Origin of the sequence: Phenylobacterium sp. J426 (genome assembly GCF_024699945.1) — a bacterium.
Taxonomy (GTDB): Bacteria; Pseudomonadota; Alphaproteobacteria; order Caulobacterales; family Caulobacteraceae; genus Phenylobacterium.
In genome coordinates this window covers 2,735,001-2,754,919 of record NZ_JAJOMY010000001.1, presented here as the reverse complement: position 1 = coordinate 2,754,919, position 19,919 = coordinate 2,735,001, and the positions used below count along the sequence as shown (strand labels likewise).

At 68.4% G+C, this 19,919-nt stretch carries 18 protein-coding genes, 1 tRNA gene and 2 rRNA genes (1 of these 21 only partly in view); 6 read left to right on the top strand and 15 right to left on the bottom strand.

The window, feature by feature from the left end; all coding sequences use genetic code 11:
* Positions 1 to 63 precede the first annotated feature (63 nt).
* The gene (locus LRS10_RS14485; RefSeq protein ID WP_257837889.1) at positions 64 to 1,275 is read left to right on the top strand and encodes an LLM class flavin-dependent oxidoreductase; all 1,212 of its coding nucleotides are present in this window, start codon (positions 64 to 66) and stop codon (positions 1,273 to 1,275) included.
* On the opposite strand, the gene LRS10_RS14480 is transcribed toward LRS10_RS14485, so the two are convergent.
* Entirely contained in the window at positions 1,272 to 3,275 is a 2,004-nt protein-coding gene (locus tag LRS10_RS14480) for a TonB-dependent receptor (protein ID WP_257837888.1), read from the bottom strand. The genes LRS10_RS14485 and LRS10_RS14480 overlap by 4 nt on opposite strands.
* 69 nt (positions 3,276 to 3,344) lie before the next feature.
* Here LRS10_RS14480 and LRS10_RS14475 point away from each other — a divergent pair, with 69 nt between their 5' ends.
* Positions 3,345 to 4,085, top strand: coding sequence for an SDR family oxidoreductase (locus LRS10_RS14475; RefSeq protein WP_257837887.1), 741 nt, complete (start codon positions 3,345 to 3,347; stop codon positions 4,083 to 4,085).
* Between the two features lie 181 nt (positions 4,086 to 4,266).
* On the top strand, positions 4,267 to 4,542 hold the full coding sequence (locus LRS10_RS14470; RefSeq protein ID WP_257837886.1) for a hypothetical protein: 276 nt from the start codon (positions 4,267 to 4,269) through the stop codon (positions 4,540 to 4,542).
* A gap of 51 nt (positions 4,543 to 4,593) precedes the next feature.
* Here LRS10_RS14470 and LRS10_RS14465 read toward each other — a convergent pair whose 3' ends face one another.
* The 7 genes from LRS10_RS14465 to LRS10_RS14435 form a co-directional block, all read right to left on the bottom strand.
* Complete coding sequence (locus LRS10_RS14465; protein WP_257837885.1) at positions 4,594 to 5,433, bottom strand: crotonase/enoyl-CoA hydratase family protein; 840 nt, start codon at positions 5,431 to 5,433, stop codon at positions 4,594 to 4,596.
* Between the two features lie 12 nt (positions 5,434 to 5,445).
* Complete coding sequence (locus LRS10_RS14460) at positions 5,446 to 6,351, bottom strand: glutathione S-transferase family protein (protein ID WP_257837884.1); 906 nt, start codon at positions 6,349 to 6,351, stop codon at positions 5,446 to 5,448.
* A gap of 2 nt (positions 6,352 to 6,353) precedes the next feature.
* Positions 6,354 to 8,201, bottom strand: a complete 1,848-nt coding sequence (locus LRS10_RS14455) for an AMP-binding protein (RefSeq protein ID WP_257837883.1) — start codon at positions 8,199 to 8,201, stop codon at positions 6,354 to 6,356.
* Between the two features lie 101 nt (positions 8,202 to 8,302).
* Positions 8,303 to 9,094 carry a glutathione S-transferase family protein gene (locus LRS10_RS14450; RefSeq protein WP_257837882.1) on the bottom strand — a complete coding sequence of 264 codons (792 nt, stop codon included), beginning with the start codon at positions 9,092 to 9,094 and terminating at the stop codon, positions 8,303 to 8,305.
* Entirely contained in the window at positions 9,091 to 9,738 is a 648-nt protein-coding gene (locus LRS10_RS14445) for a glutathione S-transferase family protein (RefSeq protein WP_257837881.1), read from the bottom strand. Before LRS10_RS14445 ends, LRS10_RS14450 begins: the two co-directional genes overlap by 4 nt.
* A 2-nt stretch (positions 9,739 to 9,740) precedes the next feature.
* Complete coding sequence (locus LRS10_RS14440; protein ID WP_257837880.1) at positions 9,741 to 10,550, bottom strand: enoyl-CoA hydratase/isomerase family protein; 810 nt, start codon at positions 10,548 to 10,550, stop codon at positions 9,741 to 9,743.
* Positions 10,551 to 10,555: 5 nt separating this feature from the next.
* A complete protein-coding gene (locus LRS10_RS14435; RefSeq protein WP_257837879.1) occupies positions 10,556 to 11,521 on the bottom strand; it encodes an alpha/beta fold hydrolase in 966 nt (321 codons plus the stop codon).
* A gap of 141 nt (positions 11,522 to 11,662) precedes the next feature.
* On the opposite strand from LRS10_RS14435, the gene LRS10_RS14430 reads away from it, so the two are divergent.
* Together LRS10_RS14430 and LRS10_RS14425 are read left to right on the top strand one after the other, a co-directional pair.
* Positions 11,663 to 12,394: an SDR family NAD(P)-dependent oxidoreductase gene (locus tag LRS10_RS14430; protein ID WP_257837878.1), complete on the top strand. Its 732-nt coding sequence runs from the start codon at positions 11,663 to 11,665 to the stop codon at positions 12,392 to 12,394.
* The gene (locus LRS10_RS14425; protein WP_257837877.1) at positions 12,391 to 13,155 is read left to right on the top strand and encodes an SDR family NAD(P)-dependent oxidoreductase; all 765 of its coding nucleotides are present in this window, start codon (positions 12,391 to 12,393) and stop codon (positions 13,153 to 13,155) included. The genes LRS10_RS14430 and LRS10_RS14425 overlap by 4 nt, the downstream gene beginning before the upstream one ends.
* On the opposite strand, the gene LRS10_RS14420 is transcribed toward LRS10_RS14425, so the two are convergent.
* From LRS10_RS14420 to LRS10_RS14410, 3 genes are read right to left on the bottom strand one after another with little or no spacing between them, the layout of a single operon-like run.
* Positions 13,152 to 13,643 carry a hypothetical protein gene (locus LRS10_RS14420; RefSeq protein WP_257837876.1) on the bottom strand — a complete coding sequence of 164 codons (492 nt, stop codon included), beginning with the start codon at positions 13,641 to 13,643 and terminating at the stop codon, positions 13,152 to 13,154. The genes LRS10_RS14425 and LRS10_RS14420 overlap by 4 nt on opposite strands.
* A 44-nt stretch (positions 13,644 to 13,687) precedes the next feature.
* Positions 13,688 to 14,110, bottom strand: a complete 423-nt coding sequence (locus tag LRS10_RS14415; protein ID WP_257837875.1) for a hypothetical protein — start codon at positions 14,108 to 14,110, stop codon at positions 13,688 to 13,690.
* Positions 14,111 to 14,127: 17 nt separating this feature from the next.
* Positions 14,128 to 15,963, bottom strand: coding sequence for a transglycosylase domain-containing protein (locus tag LRS10_RS14410; RefSeq protein ID WP_257837874.1), 1,836 nt, complete (start codon positions 15,961 to 15,963; stop codon positions 14,128 to 14,130).
* 227 nt (positions 15,964 to 16,190) lie between these two features.
* Here LRS10_RS14410 and LRS10_RS14405 point away from each other — a divergent pair, with 227 nt between their 5' ends.
* Complete coding sequence (locus LRS10_RS14405) at positions 16,191 to 16,469, top strand: hypothetical protein (protein WP_257837873.1); 279 nt, start codon at positions 16,191 to 16,193, stop codon at positions 16,467 to 16,469.
* A gap of 6 nt (positions 16,470 to 16,475) precedes the next feature.
* On the opposite strand, the gene LRS10_RS14400 is transcribed toward LRS10_RS14405, so the two are convergent.
* The 4 genes from LRS10_RS14400 to LRS10_RS14385 form a co-directional block, all read right to left on the bottom strand.
* Positions 16,476 to 17,507: an amidohydrolase gene (locus LRS10_RS14400; protein WP_257837872.1), complete on the bottom strand. Its 1,032-nt coding sequence runs from the start codon at positions 17,505 to 17,507 to the stop codon at positions 16,476 to 16,478.
* A 110-nt stretch (positions 17,508 to 17,617) separates the two neighbouring features.
* Positions 17,618 to 17,694, bottom strand: a tRNA-Met gene (locus LRS10_RS14395).
* A 60-nt stretch (positions 17,695 to 17,754) separates the two neighbouring features.
* A 5S ribosomal RNA gene (gene rrf, locus LRS10_RS14390) occupies positions 17,755 to 17,869 on the bottom strand.
* 71 nt (positions 17,870 to 17,940) lie between these two features.
* Positions 17,941 to 19,919 (bottom strand): 23S ribosomal RNA (locus tag LRS10_RS14385); it runs 808 nt beyond the window's last position.

The following is a 19,919-nucleotide window of genomic DNA, read 5'->3' as shown; positions in this document are numbered from 1 at the left end:
ACCGTCGTTATCTTCCTTCCACAAGGCGCGGGGGAAACGCGCTGGCATCGGGAGGAAGCCACAATGTTCGGCCCGCGGCTGCGCTTCGGCGCCTTCATCGCCCCGTTTCACCCCGTCGACGAGAACCCGACGCTGGCGCTGGAGCGGGATTTCGAGCTCGTCGAGCACATGGACCGGTTGGGCTATGACGAGGCGTGGATCGGCGAGCACCACTCCGCGGGCTACGAGCTGATCGCGAGCCCCGAGCTGTTCATCGCCGCCGCGGCTCAGCGGACCCGGCACATCCGCCTGGGCACGGGCGTCTCGTCCCTGCCCTACCACCATCCGCTGATGCTGGCCGACCGCATCAACCAGCTGGACCACATGACCCGCGGGCGGGTGATGTTCGGCGTCGGTCCGGGAGCGCTGGTTTCGGACGCCTTCATGATGGGCATCCCCCCAGCCAAGCAGCGCGACCGGATGGACGAAGCGCTGGAGGTGCTTGTCCCCCTGCTGCGCGGCGAGGAGGTCAGCCACAAGGCGGACTGGTTCGAGCTGTGGCAGGCGCGTCTGCAGATGACGCCCTACTCGCGGCCTTCCGTGGAGATCGCCGTCGCCAGCCAGGTCTCGCCGACCGGCGCCCGGGCGGCCGGCCGGCATGGCCTCAGCCTGCTGTCGATCGGCGCGACCAGCCAGGCGGGCTTCAACGCGCTCGCCTCGAACTGGAACATCGCCTGCCAGCAGGCCGAGGAGCACGGCAAGACAATGGACCGCAGCGGGTGGCGCCTGGTCGGTCCCATGCACATCGCGCCGACCCGGGAGCAGGCGATGGCCGAGGCTTCGTTCGGGCTGGAGAAGTGGATCTACTACTTCAGGGAGATCGCCAACCTGCCAATCGTCCCGGAAGGGCCCGACCCGGTGAAGGCGATGGTCGACAGCGGGCTGGCGGTGATCGGCACGCCCGACGACGCGGTGGCGCGCGTCCAGCAGCTGGTCGACGAGAGCGGCGGCTTCGGCGCCTTCCTGCTGATGGATCACAACTGGGCCCCGTGGGAAGCCAAGAAGCGCTCCTACGAGCTGATCGCGCGCTACGTCTTCCCGGCCTTCCAGCAGCTCAACGAGAACCGTCAGGCCTCGATGTCATGGGTCGGCGCCAACAAGGCCGAGTTCACCGGCCAGACCATGGCGGCGATCGGCGCCCGCATCGCCGCTCACGCCGCCGAGAAAGGCACGGGTGACATCCGGCCCGAGTTCGCTGCGATGCTGGCGGGCGCTCAGCCTCGCGCGAAGGACTAGCGCCGGATCGACACGCCGATACGGAACGTGCGCGGAGCGGCGTAGCTTTCGACGCCGTCGGCGGTCTCGCCCACCTCGAGGGGCTCGTTCGTCAGGTTCTCGGCGGTGAGGTAGAGCTCGGTCCTCGAACCGACCCGCCATGCCGCACGCGCGTCGAGCTGAACGCCGGCCGCGAGCCGGCGGGTGTTGAGGTCGTCCTCCCACCGCATGGTCTCGTAGCGGAGATCGGCCGAGAGCGTCAGCGGCTGGAGCGGCCGCCAGTTGGCGCCCGTCGTTACGGTCCACTTCGGCGTCTGGGCGGGCCTGAGCCCTGTGAGCTGCGGAGCGGACGAGCCGCCGTCGACCTCGGCATCCGTGAAGGCGAAGGCAGCGCGCCAGAACAGCGTCTGATCAACGGCGCCGGACGCTTCGCCCTCGACGCCCCAGGCCTCGATCTCCCCGGCGTTCTGCCGCTGGCGCAGCACGCCGCCGGCGGGCACGAAGCCGGCGGTCGGGAAGGTCCCCGGCCCGATGCCGATGGTGACGTTGGCGATCGGGTCCCTGATCCGGTTCCAGAACAGGGTCGCGCCCCATGCCACCGCGCCCGCGTCGGCGCCGACGCCGAATTCCACGCCCTGCAGGGTCTCGGGCTGAAGCGCCGGATTGGCCTCGGTGATGTCGTTGCCCACCCGGAACGGCCGGTGCAGCTCGTTGAGCGTCGGCGGACGGAAGGCGGCGTAGGCGGCCCCTCGCAGATTGCGGCCGTCGGCGAGGCCATAGCGAACGCCCAACCGCGCCGTCGGGGTTGTTTCGGACGAGCCCGCCGGACGCTCGTCGAGCGTGACGGCGCCGGTGGCGGTGTCGGTTTCGCGCCGGATGGCGTCGCTCGACTTCGAGCGATCGATACGGACGCCGCCGGTGACGATCCATGGCCCCTGGTCGTAGGCGCCTTCGAGGTAGGCGCCGGCCACGAAGGTCTCGCCGCCCGCCTCGCGGTCGCGGGTGAAGGCTCCGTTCATGAAACGGAACCGCTCGCGCACCCTGCCATCGGTCCAGCGGGCGTCGGCGCCGAGCTCCCAGTTGATGGCCTCCATCCGGCCCTGCACCGCCGCGTTGAGGCCGTAGCCCGTGGCCGGCGTCTTGTACTGGTCGTTGGCGGGCGTCGTGCCGGTGCGGCCTGCGGCGACCGCCGCCGAGCTGTTCTTCAGGTCGCTCTCGCGCACCCAGCCCTGCAGCCGCCATCCGCCGACGCCTTCGTCGGCCGGACGGGCGAGGGTCAGGCTTGCCGACTGGCCGGACGCCACGGAGCGCGCGCCGACGAGCCCCGCGCCGCGGATCTCGCGGAAGGCGGAGACCCGCGCCGCGGCCTCGACGCCGCCGAAGTCGTGCTGCGCCCGGATTGCGCCGGACACGTCCTCCAGCGACAGGCGCTCGTCGGCCGCCCCGCGGCGGGGGCCGCGGACGGCGTAGTAGCCGTCGGTCTTGGAGTGGGCCGCCGTCAGCAGCAGGCTCTCCGTGCCGCCCGCGACCGCCGCCCGATAGCTGTCTCGCTGCCCGGCCGAGAGGTCGAACGCGGCGAGGCCGTCCTGCGCGCCCCGCTCCTGCAGGGCGACGACGCCGGTCAGGGCCCCGGCGCCGTACGGGCCCGCGCCGGCGCCGCGCACCACCGTGGCGCCGTCCAAGCCTTCCGGAGGCAAGGCGCTCCAGATCACCCAGCCGCCGAACGGATCGTTCTGCGGCGCGCCGTCGAGGGTCACCAGCGCCCGGCCGGCGCCCGACGGCGCGATGGCGCGAAGCGAGAGCCCCTGTGTTGTCGGATTGGCCGCGCCGCTGCCGGTGCGGCGGAAGAGCGAAACACCCGGCGCCGTCTTCAGCGCCTCGTCCAGCCGCGTTTCCAGCTTCAGAGTCTCGGGACCGATCTGGACGGCGCTGAAGGCGGCGTCGCCGCCCAGCGGCGCGAGCCGGGGCGGATGGACAACCACGACTTCGACCTGGTTCGCGGGGGGCGGCAGCTCAGCCATGTTTCCTCGTATTTCCGGTATGCCGGTATCGGTTGATATGTGGGCTAGTGACACCAGATGGAGAGTGCAATGGCGAAGGTCGCGATTGTCACCGGCGCGGGCAGCGGTATCGGGCGGGCTGTGTCCCTGGCGCTACTGGAAGCCGGCTGGCAGGTGGCGCTTGCCGGCCGTCGGCGGGAGGCCCTTGAGGAGACGGCGAGCCTTTCGGAAACCGCTGCGCTGGTCGTGCCGACCGACGTGGCCGACGAGGGGTCGGTCGACGCCCTGTTCGCCGCGACCAAGGACCGGTTCGGGCGGCTGGACCTCGTCTTCAACAATGCGGGCTCCGGCGCGCGTCCCGTGCCGATCGAGGATCACGCGCTGTCCGACTGGAAACGGGTGGTCGACGCGAACCTGACCGGCGCCTTCCTCTGCACCCGGGCGGCGTTCCGGCTGATGAAGGACCAGGACCCTCGCGGCGGCCGGATCATCAACAACGGCTCGATCGCCGCCCATGCGCCGCGACCGTTGAGCATCGCCTACAGCGCCACCAAGAGCGCGATGACCGGGCTTACCCGCTCCACGTCGCTGGACGGTCGCGCCTACGGGATCGCCTGCGGCCAGATCGACATCGGCAACGCGGAGACTCCGATGACGCGGACGATGGCACAAGGCGCGTTGCAGGCCGACGGCTCGGTGCGCCCTGAGCCCTACCTCGACGTCAGGCACGTCGCCGACGCGGTGCTGTACATGGCCGGCCTGCCGCTCGAGGCGAACGTCCAGTTCATGACCGTCATGGCGACGAGAATGCCCTATATCGGTCGCGGCTGATGCAAGTGCGGGCAGCGCCTCAGATAACCATGTTGCATTGCAGCATCGCACTTGCGTCACCCGGGAAGTTGGGGAATCGATAGCAGCGCAGGTGTGATCGAGCCGGGCTTAAGTCGCCGGCCCCGCCTCGCGAGGAACGCCGGAAAGGGGTTGTCGCAAACCCTGATCCCGGAACGAACCCATGATCCGCATTCTCACCGTCGCCGCCGTTGCAGCCCTCATCGCGGCCCCTGCCAGCGCCCAGTCGATGCGTGTCGCTACGGCCGGCAAGAGCTCGGAACAGGTCCAGAAGGACATCGTGAAGGCCGCCAAATCGGTCTGCGCCCGCGCCACCGTTGGCGCGAGCTTCCCGCGCGAGATGATGGCCTCCTGCATGAAGGCCACTGTCGAGCACGCGGTCGCCCAGAGCGGCGATCCGGCCCTGGCGACGCTGCCGACCCGCCTGGCGGCCCGCTAAGCCTTAGAGGGGCGCTGCGGGCGGACGGCAGAGCCTCCGCCCGCGGTCTCTCTACGCCTCGACCTTGACCGGCGTCACATCGGTGAAATTCGGGGCGCGCTTCTGCAGGTTGGCCATCACCGCCTCGACCTGGTTCGGCGAGCCGATCAGCGCCGTCTGTTCGCGGCTTTCTTCCAGCAGCACCTCGTGCTGGTCGCCCACGCCCATCAGGTTCAGCAGGCGCTTGTCGGCCTGGATCGCGTGCGGGTTCTTGGCCGCCACCTCGCGGGCGAAGGCCAGGGCCTCGGCGCGAGGATCGGCGACCACACGGGTCGCCAGACCCACGTCCACGGCTTCCTGACCTGTGACAATCCGGCCCGAATAGGTGAGTTCGCGGGCGACGTCGTCCCGCACCAGGCCCTTCATCAGGACCAGGCCCGCCATGTCGGGGACCAGGCCCCATTTGATCTCCATGACGGACATGCGGGCGTCGGGCGCGATGTAGCGGATGTCGGCCCCCAGTGCGAGTTGGCAGCCGCCGCCGAAGGCCACCCCGTGCACCGCGGCGATCACCGGCACCGGAATCTCGCGCCAGACCATGCAGGCGTGCTGGGCGTTGTTCGAGCCGCCCGGCGTGCGCTTGGCCGCCAGGAGTTCTCCGGCCGTCCCCTGCCCGCCCTTGCGCTCGCCCGAGGCCATCGACTGGAAGTTGCCCATGTCGAGCCCTGCGCAGAACGCCTTGCCGTCGCCCGACAGCACGACCGCCCGGACGCCGGGCTCGGTCTTCAGCCGCTCCCCCGTCTCGACGAGAGCCGCGAACATCGCCGTATCCAAGGCGTTCATCTTGTCGGTCCGGACCAGGCGCACGTCGGCGACGCCGCCCTGGATGTCCACTGTCACACGATCGTTCATCGAAACCTCCGTTCAGGCCCGCGACACGACATAGCCGGCGCGGGGGAAATGCACGTGCAGCTGGTCCAAGCCGCCGCCTGCGCGGGCGATCACGGCGCGGCTGCGATTGAGGGCGACCAGGCGGCCCGCGATCGGATCGCGGCCATAATCGTCGGCGTGGACGATCACGTCGTCGCCGGGCTTGAGGCCGGACGGATCGTCCTCGCTCTCGGGGGGCGCATCCGTCATGCCGTGGCGGGCGACGAGCAGCGCCTCTTCCGCAGACATGTCGCTTCGCCGCCCATGGCCGACCGCGGCGATCCGGGCGCGCCAGGCTTTCGCCCGCTCGTAGCCCGCCATCAGGGCCGCAGCCACGACGGGCGCCGAACCGGACAACCACCAGACGTTCATATAGGCCGCCACGTCCGCCAGCGAGGGCGTGGCTCCGCCCAGGAAGTCGCCGCCGGCGAGGCCATCGTCGGCCCAGCCGGCGAAAGCCCGCCACTGGGCGCGCGCAGACGGAGCCGCAGCCTTCATGCCGGCGATGTCGAACGGTCGACCGGACAGCTTCTCCCGGTCCTCGATGAACGCCTTGGGCACGGCGTCGCCAAGCTCGGAAAACACGCACGCCACCGTCGCCTGGAACCACTGCCGATCGGCCCATAGATTCACCGCCCAGTCGGCGCCGCGCACCACCGGCGGATCAGGATGCCGCGCCTCGATCTCGGCCAGGATCACCTGGCTGTCGCAATAGACGTCGGCGCCGATCTGCATCACCGGGATGCGGCGGTAGCCGCCGGTCAGCGGGACCAGCTCGGGCTTGGGCATGATCACCGGCTGGATCACCGAGCGCCAGGCCAGGCCTTTGATCCCCAGCATCACCCGCACCTTCTCCGAGAAGGGCGAGGTGTCGTAGTGGTGCAGGATGATCTCGGACATCGTCAGACCGTGACGACGCCCGGGCCTGGCGGATTCGCGTAGACGGCCTCGGCCAGGGTGTGGCGGCGCTCCAGCGTGGCGCGCTGGTTCACATAGCCCTTGTCGGTGATCTCTCCGCCGTCGATGGACGGGGGCTCGGTCAGCAGGATGAAGCGGCCGATCCGCCGCGACGAGCCGCCGGCGGCGGCGTTGAACTCGGCGAAGCGGGTCTTCAGCAGCTCCGTCAGCTTGGCCAGCGGATCGTCGCCCAGGCCGGCAAGCGCAGCCGGCGACGGCCACACCAGCGCGCCGATGAACGGCTTGTCCTGTCCCGTCAGCACCATGTCGAAAACATAGGGGCTGCAGGCCGCCACGAGGTCGGGCCGGAGCGTGCCGACCGACACCCAGGTCCCGCTGTCGAGCTTGAAATCCTCGGTGACCCGGCCGTCGAAGACGAGGCCCTTGGCGGGGTCGTCGGGGTCGACGAAGCGGCAGGCGTCGCCGAGCTTGTAGAAGCCCTCCTCGTCGAAGGCCGCCGCGGTCTTTTCGGGATCGTTGTGGTAGCCGCTGGTGACGGTGGGGCCCTTCACCCGAACCTCGAGCTTGGAGCCGTTCGGCGCAAGCTTCAGGGTAATGCCCGGCAGCGGTAGGCCGATGAGCCCCACGCGCTCCGTCACCCAGTGGACCACCGTGATCCCCTGCGTCTCGGTCGCTCCGTACATGGTGGTGATGGGGATCCGCATGCCGGTCTCGGCGATCGCCAGCTTCTGCAGCCGGTCGTAGAGGTCGTTCGACAGCGTCGCGCCGCCGTAACCCATGTAGCGCAGGTTCTTGAAGAAGCTGCGGCGCAACTCGGGGTCGCGCTCCATCGCCTCGGCCAGCATGCCGAAGGCCACCGGCGCGGAGCCGAACACGATGGGCGAGACCTCGTACAGGTTCTTGATGGTGGTCTCGAACAGGCCGGGGATCGGTTTGCCTTCGTCCAGGTGCAGGGTGCCGCCGGACCAGAGGTTGCCGTTGAAGGCGATGTTGCCGGCCGAGATGTGGCTCCAGGGCATCCAGTCCAGCGCCTGGGGCGGATTGTCGGCGTCCTGCGGCTCGGTGCGCAGGCCCTCGCCGCCGGCGATCACGCCCGCGAACATGCCGTGCGTCTGCGGCACGCCCTTGGGCATGCCGGTCGAGCCGGACGTGAAGAGGTACTTCGCCACGGTCGCATGGTTCAGCCGCTCGCGGGCGGCCTCCACAGCGGGGCCCGGCTGCGTTGCGGTGAGTTCGGAGAGCGGGATGGTTCCGTGGCCGCCGTCGACGGACACGAACACCAGGTCCGGATCGAGCCCGCGCAGGGTCTCGAAGGCGCGGGCGAACATCTCGCTCGACTGGGCGAACACCGCCCTCGGCTTCACCACGCCCGCGCAGTGCTTGAGCTTGGCATGGTCCGTCGACATCAGGCTGTAGGCCGGGCTGATCGGCGCGACGGGGACGCCGGCCGTGTAGCAGCCCAGCATGACGAGGGCGTGCTCCACCGAGTTGGACGACAGCACCATGACGCTGTCGGCGCCGGTCAGCCCCTGATCCAGCAGCCATTGGGCGATGCCGTCCGCCGCACGCTTGGCCTCGCCATAGGTGACGCCGGCCCACGGGCCATGGTTCGGCGCCCGCTGGAGGATGAACGGCCGGTCGGGATGCTGCGCGGCCCGCTCCGCCAGCAGGTGGGCGATCGAGCGTGGGCCGTCGCCCGGCTGGTGGTTGGACCGGATGATGTACGAGCCGTCGTCGCGACGCTCGACCGTGATGTCCGGCGCCTTCTGCGGCAGCGGCTTGAAGGGCGGCAGCGCCTGCACGGCCGCACCCGCGTCGTCCGCTGGGCTCATGGCTTCCTCCGTCGTGTTCTGTTTGGCGGAAACCCTAGGCCGATTGCGACGACGGGCAAGCGCGCCCCCACGTAAGCTTCCGTTGGGGAACGGCTCGGTCTTCAGTGGAAGTCGGGTGAGAAGCGGATGTTGTCCCGCTCCAGGCCGTTCAGCACCACGTCGACGCCGCCGGACTTGATCATCCACTCCAGCCGATGATCGCGGTACTCGCGCTTGAACAGGCCCTCGGCGACCAGCTCTGCGACCTCGGCCATGCCGGCGACCTGGGCCATGGCGGCGGCCTCCTTCAGGGTCTTGGACACCGACGGCCGGGCGTTGGCGCGGGCCAGCCAGTCGGCGAGATCCGATCCCGCCGGCGGCGGATTGCCGTGGCCGACCGAACCGTTGACGTAAGGCGCCACGCAAAGGTCGCCCCAGCCGAAGGTCTCGCCGTTGAACCACTGGCGACCGCCCAGCTGGCGCTCCAGCCAGGCGAAGAAGCCTTCGGTCTGGGCCTTGGCGCGGCGCTCCAGCGCCAGGCCCGCCTCGCCCTCGGCGCGCTTGAACCACTTGAGCTCGGAAAGGCCCCAGTTGATCGCCTCGAAATGGGTGTCCATCACCTCCTCCAGCATTCGCACCCGGGCCCGTTCGGCGGGCGCGGCGGGCAGCATGGTGGGGTTCGGATAGGCGTCCTCCAGGTATTCCAGGATGATCGTGCTGTCGAAGATCCGGACGTCGCGGTCGATCAGGGCCGGCACCTCGGCGCGTGGATTGGCCTCCACGAACTCGCCGGCCGCGCCGCCCGCGCCCAGGCCGCCGGGGAGCACCGCCTCGAACGCCAGACCCTTCTCGCGGAGGCTGATCTTCACCTTCTGGGCGTAAGGCGAGAACGGGTGGTCGAAGAGCCGGATCATGACGACAGCGCCTCGGAGAGTTCGATCTTCTGCGCCCGCTTGGCCGCCTGGAAGCCCGGGCGCGACCTCAGACGCTCCCAGTACGCCGCGACGGCCGGCGTGAAGTGCTCGGAAAGCTTCAGGTGGTTGGCCAGCAGTAGGGCATAGCCCACCGAGATGTCGGCGGCGGTGAAGCGGCCCGCGCAGAGCCAGTCCGCGTTGGCCAGCGCCCGATCCACGTGCCGTAGCCGGCTCAGGAACCACTTGGCGTAGTCTTCGGCGGCGGTATCGGCGCGCCCCTTCTCGAAGGTCGAGTAGCGCAGCACGATCGTCTGCGGAAAGGTCAGGGTCGCCTCTCCGAAGTGCAGCCAGTTCAGCCAGGCGCCGTAGGCGGGATCGTCCACCGCGATGGCTAGGTCGCCCAAGCCTTCTTTGGGGCCGTAGCGCGTCGCCAGGTACTGCACGATGGCGGCGGACTCGCTCATGAAGGTCTCGCCGTCCTTCAGCGCCGGGATGGTCCCCAGCGGATTGATCGCCAGATACTCCGGCGCTCTCACCCGGGGCGGAAACGGCAGGACGTGGAGCTCGTACTTCAAGCCCAGCTCTTCCAGCGCCCAGAGCGGGCGGAAGGACCGTGCGTCCGGGCAATGCCACAGTTCGATCATGCTCAGCCTTCCCGGCGCGTATAGTTCGGCTTCCGCTTTTCGAGGAAGGCCTGGACGCCCTCGCCGAAGTCGCCGTCGGCGCTGGCCAGGATCTGGTTGCGGTCCTCCATGGCGATGGCGGCTTCCAGCCCGCCCGCGTCGATGGCGTGGTTCAAAGCCTCCTTCGTCAGGCGCAGCCCAAGCGGGGTGGCGTGCAGCATGTCGTCGACGAAGGCCTGGGCCTCGGCCTTCAGCTGGTCCTTAGGCACGATCCGGCTGACGAGGCCCAGTTCGCGGGCGCGCTCGGCGTCGATGAAGCGGCCGGTCAGCATGTATTCCGCAGCGACCGAACTGCCGACCATGCGCGGCAGGAAATAGCTGACGCCGATGTCGCAGGCCGACAGGCCGATGCGGATGAAGGCCGCGTTCATCCGTGCCCGCGGCGTCACGATCCGAACGTCGGAGGCCAACGCCAGCGCAAAGCCGCCGCCGGCCGCCGCGCCGTCGACGCAGGCGATGATCGGCTGGGGACAGCGGCGCATGGCGATGACGATCTCGCTGATCTCGCGCTGGCGGGTCAGGCCCGCGCCGATGGAGCGGCGCCCGTCCGAGCCCTCGGTCGGCTCGCTGCGCTCCTTCAGGTCGAGGCCGGCGCAGAAGGCGTCGCCGGCCCCCTCCAGCACCACCACACGAACGTCGCGCCGCCAGTAGAGGCCGACGAAGAAGTCCCTCAACTCGGTGACCAGGTTGCGCGACAGCGCGTTCAGCCGTTCGGGCCGGTTCATCGTCGCCCAGATGACGTCGCCGTCCTGGCGGAGCTCGAGATCGGCCATGGTCTTTAGAGCCCTTTCAGCCAGGGGATGAGGATATTGGTGACCTCGTCGGGCCGCTCCTGCTGGGTCCAGTGACCGCAGCCTTCCAGCATGTGGCCGGCGGTGAGGTTGGGGGCGAACGGGCGCATCGCCTCGACCGGGTCCGATACGCCGCCGAAGGCGGTGCTGGCCGGGTCCTTCGTGCCGCCAATGAACAGCGACGGCTGCTCGATCACCCTGTCCATGAAGCCCTGCAGCCATTCGAAATCGCGTTCATGGTTGCGATAGCGGCTGATCGGCCCGCGGAAGCCGGACTCGCGGAACTCCGACACGTAGTAGTCGAGCTCGTTCTCGGTCAGCCAGGACGGGAACGGGTCCGGATCGATCAGGCCCTCCAGCAACGTCGCGCCAGCCGGCTTCATGGGCCAGGCGCCCGGCGGGGCGTCGCCCGAGATGGCATAGTAGAATTTGCGCAGGAAGCCGCGCACGTCGGCCTCTGCCTCCGCCTCCGGCGGCCCGACGTTCTGGAACCAGGCCTGGTAGAAGAAGCGCCCGCGCCGGGTGAACAGCGCGTCGAAGACCTCCGTAAAGGGCCGCGTGGGCACGCCGAGGAAGGGCACGGACAGGCCGGCGACGGCCCGCACCGCCTTCGGCCGCGTCAGCGCCGTGTTCCAGACGATCGGGGCGCCCCAGTCGTGTCCGATGAGTATGGCTGGCTGGCCGGGCGCCAGCGCCTCGGCGACACCTGCCACGTCCGCGGTCAGGCGTTCCATCGCGTAGGCTTCGACCGCCTGCGGCTTGTCCGACCCGCCGTAGCCGCGCACATCGATGGCGGCGGCTGTGAAGCCGGCCTCGGCGATCGGCCCCATCTGGTGGCGCCACGAGAACCAGCTCTCCGGGAAGCCATGCACCATCAGGACGAGCGGCCCCTCACCCTCCACGGCGGCGCGGATGCGGACCTCGCCGGCGTCCACCGTGCGGAACTCGGGCATGGGCGTTTCCTCTGGTCCCTTTCCAAGGGATCTTCGGACACCATGCTTCCCCGCCGATCCGCGGCTGGCAAGACTGACGGGGCGTCAGCATTGACCGCCGGTCCCCGCGTGCAAGCATGCGGAAAACGGGAGGACGAGGCGGTGAACGACCTCGATTTCAGCGGCAAGACCGTGCTGGTGGTGGGCGGCTCCAGCGGCATCGGCAACGGGATCGCCCACGGCTTCCGGGGCCGCGGCGCCAAGGTCCACGTCTGGGGCACGAAGCCCAGCGCGGCGGACTACGCGGGCCAGGAAGGCTCTGATCTTGCCGACCTGGAGTACGCTGGGGCGGATGTGGGCGACCGGGCGCTGATCGACGCCGCGCCGGCCATCGATCCGCTCGACGTGCTGGTGCTTTGCCAGGGAACGGTCGTCTACCGCCGCGGCGAGTTCGAGCCTGAGGGTTGGGATCGGGTGATGGCGGTGAACCTGGACAGCCTCATGGACTGCGCCCGGAAATTCCGCAGCACGCTGGCCAGGCGGAAGGGTGTGATCATCATCGTCAGCTCTGTCTCGGGCTTCACGTCCAACCGTGGCAACCCGGCGTACGCCGCCTCGAAGGCCGGGGCGGTCAGCCTGACCAAGACGCTCGGCGAGGCGTGGGCGCCGGAGGGCATCCGCGTCGTGGGCCTGGCGCCCGGCCTGGTGGACACCAAACTGACCAAGGTCACAACCGAACATCCCGATCGGCTGGCCGGGGCCCTGCGCTCCATCCCGCTCGGCCGGATGGGCACGCCGCAGGACATGGCTGGCGCGGCCCTGCTGCTCGCCTCGCCGCTGGCCGGCTATGTGGTCGGGCAGACACTGATCGTCGATGGAGGCCTTTCGCTGTGAGCAGTCGATCCGTCAGCGGCCTCGTGGCTTTCATCACCGGCGCGGCCTCAGGCATGGGCAAGGCTACCGCCGAAGTGTTCGCCGCCGAGGGGGCGCATGTCGCCGTCACCGACGTCTCGGGCCCCGGCGCCGAGGCCGTCGCGGAAACGCTTCGCGCCGCGGGCGGCAGCGCCCGGGCCTGGCCGCTGGATGTGTCTGATCCCGAAGCGATCCGCCACGTCACCGACGCCGTGGCGGCGCACTTCGGCGGGATCGACATCCTGGTGAACAACGCAGGCATCTCGGCCTTCTCGCCGATCGCCGCCGACGACTACGACGAGGTGTGGCATCGGGCGATGGCGATCCTGCTCACCGCCCAGCAGCGGCTGGTGCGCGCCGCCCTGCCCTACCTGCGCCGGTCCGAGAGCGCCCGGATCGTCAACATCGCCTCCACGGAGGCCCTGGGGGCGACGTCCCGCGACAGCCCCTATGCGGCCGCCAAGGCGGGCGTCACCGGCCTCACCCGCGCGCTGGCGGTGGAGCTAGGGCCCGAGGGCGTCACGGTGAACTGCATCTGCCCGGGCCCGATCCTGACCGGCATGACCGCGGGGTTGTCGGAGGATGACCGGCAGACCTTCGCCAGGCGGCGAACGGCGCTGCGCCGCTACGGCCGTCCCGAAGAAGTAGCGCACATGACGCTCAGCCTCTGTCTGCCGGCGGCGTCGTACATCACCGGCGCGACCATACCCGTCGACGGCGGTCTGATGGCGCGCAACGCCTAGCTGCCGGGGGCCGGCTTCTGCAGGCCGGCGTCGCGGTCGCAGCGGGTGTCGCGTTCCTGCGTCTCCAGCACGGTCGCGGTCAGGACCAGGGGCTCGCCCGGCTTGGCCGTCGAGACGATGACGTTGAAGGCGCGGCCGGCCGGCATGTTGCAGAAGGCTTCGCGGCTGGCGAAGGCGCCGGCGTCCCAGCGGGTCTTCGCCGGGGCGAAACGCTCCTTCCGCTTGGCGAGTCCGTCCAGGACGCTGGCGCGGACGGCCGCCGGTTCGCCGCCCGTGACCGTGACCGTGCAGGTTTCGGGTTCGCGCTCGCGGCGGATCTCGACGAAGTCGCCCTTGATCTGATCCGGCACCGGGGCGTCATCGGCGATCGCCGAGATGCAGGCGCCGAGGGCCGAACGGGCTTCGCTCTGTGGGTCGCCCAAGGCGAAGGCCGGCGTCGCGGCAGAGAGGGCGACAGCCGCGGCGGCGGCGAGGAGCAGGCTACGCATGCCGCCGGATTCTCGCACCATCGCGGCGCTCGTGTGGCGCCGCCTCAGCTGCGGGGTGGCGCGTAGGCCTTGTGGCAGCCGTTGCAGGACTCGTAGAGGCGCCCGCCGGCCTCGAACGCCGCCTCGGTGTCGCGGGCCCGGATCGCCGGCTCGGCCGACGCCGCCGTTTCGGCCATCAGCTTCGCGAAGCGCGACCATTCCGGGGAGATCGCATAGGGCGGAGCCTGCATCCGTGCGCCCTCCGCTTTCAGCGTCGCCACCGCGTCCGCCGCAGCCCGCCAACGAGCGGTGGCGGCGCGCGGCGTCTCCTTCTCAGGCGCATCGTTCCCAGCCGCCCAGAACGCCAGGGCCGCGGGGTTCACCTCGTGCTTCATGAGGTCGGCGACGCTCGACTGAGCCTGCACCGAGCCGGCGAGAGCCAAGGCGACGATACCGCCTGCAATCCACGTCATGCGCATGCCGGCCATGCCTCCCGGGCCCAGGCTTACCCGGGCGCCGAGGCAGCAGGCAAGGCCCCGGGCGCGGCGACCGGCGTCAGGTCGGGCTCCCAGGGCGGCGCAGGCGGCGGCGTCACGGGAGGGCCGGGCGGAATTTGCTGCCTGGGCACGCGCTTGAGGGCGCCGGCCATGAAGGTGCGCCAGAGCTCGGCCGGCGCGCCGCCGCCGGCGATCCGCCCCATGGGCGAATTGTCGTCGCGGCCCATCCAGGCGCAGGACGCGAAGCCGCCGGTGTAGCCGCAGAACCAGGCGTCCCTGTAGTCGGAGGTCGTGCCGGTCTTGCCTGCGAGGTCATACCCCGGGATCGCGGCGCCCTTCCCGGTCCCGGCGGTGACGGCGGTGCGGAGCATGCGGTTGAGGTCGCTGAGCGGCGGATTGGCGATCGCCGGGCTCGGCGTCGGCGGCGTCTTCTGAAACAGCGTCACGCCGGCGCGGGTGCGGATCCGCTCGATCCCGTAGGCCTGCACGCGGTTGCCGCCATTGGCGAAGGCGGCGTAGGCCTGGGTCATCTCCAGCGGCGTCACCAGGGTGGTGCCGAGCGCCATGGCCGGGTCGGTGTTGACCGTGGAGACGATGCCGACGCGCCGCGCCGTCAGGGCCACATTGGGCCGTCCTGCCTCGTCGGCGAGCCGGGCGGCGACAGTGTTGACCGACTGGGCCAGCGCCTGCTCCAGCGTGAGCGGTCCCAGGAAGGTCTCCGTGTAGTTGGCAGGGGTCCAGCCGGCGATCGTCACCGGCTCGTCCATCACCGGCGAATCCGGCAAGCGCCCCTGCTCCAGGGCCGTGAGATAGACGAACGGTTTCCATGCCGAGCCCGCCTGGCGCTTGGCGCTGGCGGCGCGATTGTAGGGCGCGCGGACGTAGTCCGTGCCGCCCACCATGACCCGGACGCGGCCGGCGCCGTCCACGGCCACGACGGCGGCCTGCTCGGCTCGCGCGGCCTTATGGCGCGCGACCGTGCTGCGGGCGGCGTCGAAGGCCGCCTGCTCCATCGGCATGTCGAGGGTGGTCTCGACAACCACGTCCTGCCGCACCTTGCCAGCCACGGGCGCAACCTGGTCGTCGATCCAGTCGATGAAGTACTGGGCCGCCGCGTTCGGCGCGGTCTTCCAGATGCGCGGGGTCTCGGCGAGAGCCTTGGCGCGCTGCGCCGGAGAGATGGCGCCGGTTTCGACCATGGCGTCCAGAACCAGCTTCGACCGGGCGAGCGCGGCGTCGGTCGCCTCGGCCGGATTGTAGTTCGTGGGCGACTTCAGGACCCCGGCGAGGATCGCGGCTTCACGGAGCGTGAGGCGCGACGCAGGCTTGTTGAAGTACCGTTGCGCAGCGGCCTCGAGGCCGTAGGCGCCCGAGCCGTAGTAGACCCGGCTCAGGTAGAGGGCGAGGATCTGCTTCTTCGAATAGGTCCGCTCCAGCTGCAGCGCGTAGGCGATCTCGGTCGCCTTGCGCTCGAGCGTCCGGTCCTGACTCAAGAACAGGTTCCGCGCGAGCTGCTGGGTGATGGTCGATGCGCCCTGCGTCGCGCGGCCCTTGTCGATGGCCACCGCCACCGCACGGGCGATGCCGCGGGCGTCGACCCCGTTGTGTTCGTAGAAGCGCCGGTCTTCGATGGCGACGAAGGCGGCGGGCACATAGGCCGGAACCTTGGCGAGGTCCACCGGCGGGGCGTAGCGGCCGCCGCGAACTCCGATCACGGCGCCCGAACGATCGACGTAGGTCACCTGGGGATCTCGCTTGATTTCCGGCAGGCGCGGAAGCTCGGGCGCCTGGGCCAGGACCAGGTTGGCGGCGCCGATGGGAGCCAGAAGGGCAAGGCCGATCACGTGGGCTTAAGCTCCGAGATAGCAACGCCCCCCAGCGCCGCACCACGCCCTTCTGTCGCGGCGACGTCCCACGGCCAAGATAATTCGCCGTAATCCGGCGGCCTGTGACCCGCAGCCGCAAACAGCCGCTTGACCCGGAATGGGTAATTGGCGCGCCCCGCGGGCAGGACGGCCGGATGCGACTCGCCACATCTGTTGAGAATTCATCGACTAGCGCGCGAATCCCGATGACGGACGAAGTGGTGGACCTGCGGGCTTGGCGGCGTCGGAACGACCCGGCCTCGATTTCGGCGGCGCCCGAAGAGATCCGCCGCGCCGCCGCCCGCACCCGTCGCCTGGCGCGCGAGCGCCGGCTGCGTGATCTGTGCGGCGACGTGGTGGAGATGCTCGCCGCCAGCGAGCATCCGCTCGCCTCGGACCCTGTTGCGCTGCTGGAGCTGATGGAGGTTCTCGAACTGCTGCGCGCCGAGGCGCGCTTTCAGGCCGAGCATCCCGTCCGCGGCTGAGCCCGCTCAGATCTCCAGCCGGTAGACGCGCTTGGCGACTCCGGCGAACAGGCCCGCCTTTTCCTCCGCCGATGCGCCGGCCGCCAGCCGTTTGAAGGCGTTCCAGAGGGTCGTGTAGTCGCACGAGCCCATGTCGACGGGGAAGTTGGACTCGAACATGCAACGATCGGCGCCGAAGGCCTCGATGCAGGTTTCGACATAGGGGCGCCATTCCGCCGCCAGCTGCTCGGAGGAGGCCCGCGGCTCGGCCAGGAACGATGGGAAATTGCAGAAGGCCATGGCCAGGCCGCCCAGCTTCACGTGGACATTGGGCGACCTGGCGAGTTCGCGGATGTTGTCGCGCCACACTGGGAAGCGCTCCTCGCGGCGCCCTGAGTAGCGGCCGCGGCCGAGCGGCGTGCCCACGTGGTCGAGCACGATCGTGGTGTCTGGAAAGGCGCGGGCCAGGGCGATGACGTCCGGGAGCTGTGGCTCCAGCAGCCACGCGTCGAACGACAGGCCGAGCGGCGCGAGCCTGGCGAAGCCCTCCCGGAAGTCCGGGCGATGGTAGAGGCCGGCCGCGACGCGGTTGAGCGGTCCCAGCACCCCGGGATCATCGTCCTGGGAGGCGGAATTGCGGATGCCACGGAAGCGACCGCCCCCGGCCAGGATGTGCGCTTCGAGGACAGGCGCCACCGCATCGCCGAGCAACAGGTCCGCGTGGCCGACGATGCCGGCGCAGGCGCGGACCGGCCCATAGGCGCCGCTGGCGCTCATCGCGGCGACGCCGTTCACGAACTCGGTCTCGCCCACCGGCCTCAGCGGCTCGGGCCCGTCGGCGCGATAGAAGGCGCGGCACTCCACGAACACGGTGGCGATGACGTTGTGGCCGCCGCCGATGTCGGCCAGCAGGTCGTCCAGCAGGTAGCGCCTGGCCCGCGCGATGGCGGTCAGGAAGGGGTGCTCAGGCCCGGGGGCGGCCGGCGCCGAGCGCCTGTCCCAGAGATGATGGTGCGGATCGACGATCGGCAACGCCGGATCAAGGATCGCTTCGGGCATGTGTCGCACCTCCTCGTGGCCCACAGGCTACGAGGGCGGGTCGCCGGGTCAACCACGGGCGTTCCGCCAAACAAAAACGCCGCCCGGTTGGGGGCGGCGTTCTCGAAACTTGGGTGCGGGGACAGGATTTGAACCTGTGACCTTCAGGTTATGAGCCTGACGAGCTACCGGGCTGCTCCACCCCGCGGCGAAGAGGGCGTTTTGTGGATGTGGATTGAAGGGTTCTTGGACTGCATCCGTTTTGTAGACCTGGCGGCGACCTACTCTCCCGCGCCTTAAGACGAAGTACCATTGGCCCAGAGAGGCTTAACGACCGAGTTCGGAATGGGATCGGGTGGGGACCTCTCGGCATAACCACCAGGTCAACGAAACGGATGTTTTTCGAGATGACATCTGCAGAGCAAAGACGAAGCTCTCATGAGTTTTGATAAGAACGATCAAGCCGATCGAGCGATTAGTACCAGTAAGCTCCATGCGTCGCCGCACTTCCACACCTGGCCTATCAACGTGGTGGTCTACCACGGCTCTCGGCGAAGCCTTGTTTTGAGGTTAGTTTCCCGCTTAGATGCTTTCAGCGGTTATCTATTCCACACTTAGCTACCCTGCTGCGCGGCTGGCGCCACGACAGGTCCACCAGAGGTGTGTCCATCCCGGTCCTCTCGTACTAGGGACAGATCCTCTCAAGCTTCGTACACCCACGGCAGATAGGGACCAAACTGTCTCACGACGTTCTGAACCCAGCTCACGTACCACTTTAATCGGCGAACAGCCGAACCCTTGGGACCTGCTCCAGCCCCAGGATGTGATGAGCCGACATCGAGGTGCCAAACTTTGCCGTCGCTGTGGACGCTTGGGCAAAATCAGCCTGTTATCCCTAGAGTACCTTTTATCCGTTGAGCGATGGCCCTTCCATACAGAACCACCGGATCACTATGGCCGACTTTCGTCTCTGCTCGACTTGTCAGTCTCGCAGTCAGGCGGGCTTATGCCATTGCACTCGACGAGCGATTTCCGACCGCTCTGAGCCCACCATCGCGCGCCTCCGTTACACTTTGGGAGGCGACCGCCCCAGTCAAACTGCCCGCCACGCTATGTCCCGGATCCGGATAACGGACCTCGGTTAGACGTCAGCGGCAACAAGGGTGGTATTTCAAGGTTGGCTCCACCAGAGCTGGCGCCCCGGTTTCATAGCCTCCCACCTATCCTACACATGTTGCCGCTAACGCCAAAGCGAAGCTGCAGTAAAGGTTCATAGGGTCTTTCCGTCTAACCGCGGGAACCCCGCATCTTCACGGGGAATTCAATTTCGCTGAGCCTATGCTGGAGACAGTGGGGAAGTCGTTACGCCATTCGTGCAGGTCGGAACTTACCCGACAAGGAATTTCGCTACCTTAGGACCGTTATAGTTACGGCCGCCGTTTACCGGGGCTTCAATTCGGAGCTTGCACCCCTCCTTTTAACCTTCCGGCACCGGGCAGGCGTCAGACCCTATACGTCACCTTACGGTTTCGCAGAGCCCTGTGTTTTTGATAAACAGTCGCTACCCCCTGGCCTGTGCCACTCAGTCTTGCTTGCGCAAGGTGAGTCACGCTTATCCCGAAGTTACGCGTGCAATTTGCCGAGTTCCTTCAGCATAGTTCTCTCAAGCGCCTTGGTATGCTCTACCTGTCCACCTGTGTCGGTTTCGGGTACGGTCTCTGTTGGAGTTATTTCCAGGAACAACTTCACTGCCAGGAGCAATCCAATAAGCCCTGACAATTTACGTCATTCGTCACTTCCAACTGGCCCAGGAATATTTACCTGGTTCCCATCGACTACGCCTTTCGGCCTCGCCTTAGGGGCCGGCTAACCCTGCGCAGATTAACTTTACGCAGGAACCCTTGGACTTTCGGCGAGAGTGTCTCTCACACTCTTTGTCGCTACTCATGTCAGCATTCTCACTTCCGATACCTCCAGCCGGCCTCACGACCGACCTTCACAGGCTTACGGAACGCTCCGCTACCGCGTGCTTGCGCACACCCATACCTTCGGCGACTGGCTTGAGCCCCGTTACATTTTCCGCGCAGGATCGCTTGACCAGTGAGCTGTTACGCTTTCTTTAAATGATGGCTGCTTCTAAGCCAACATCCTGGTTGTCAAAGCAATCCCACATCGTTTCCCACTTAGCCAGTACTTGGGGGCCTTAGATGATGGTTAGGGTTGTTTCCCTTTTCACGACGGACGTTAGCACCCGCCGTGTGTCTGCCAGATAGTTCTCTTGGGTATTCGGAGTTTGGTTAGAATTGGTACAGCTCGCGCCGCCCGCATCCATCCAGTGCTCTACCCCCCAAGGAATTCGTCTGACGCTCTACCTAAATAGATTTCGCGGAGAACCAGCTATGTCCAGGTTTGATTGGCCTTTCACCCCTATCC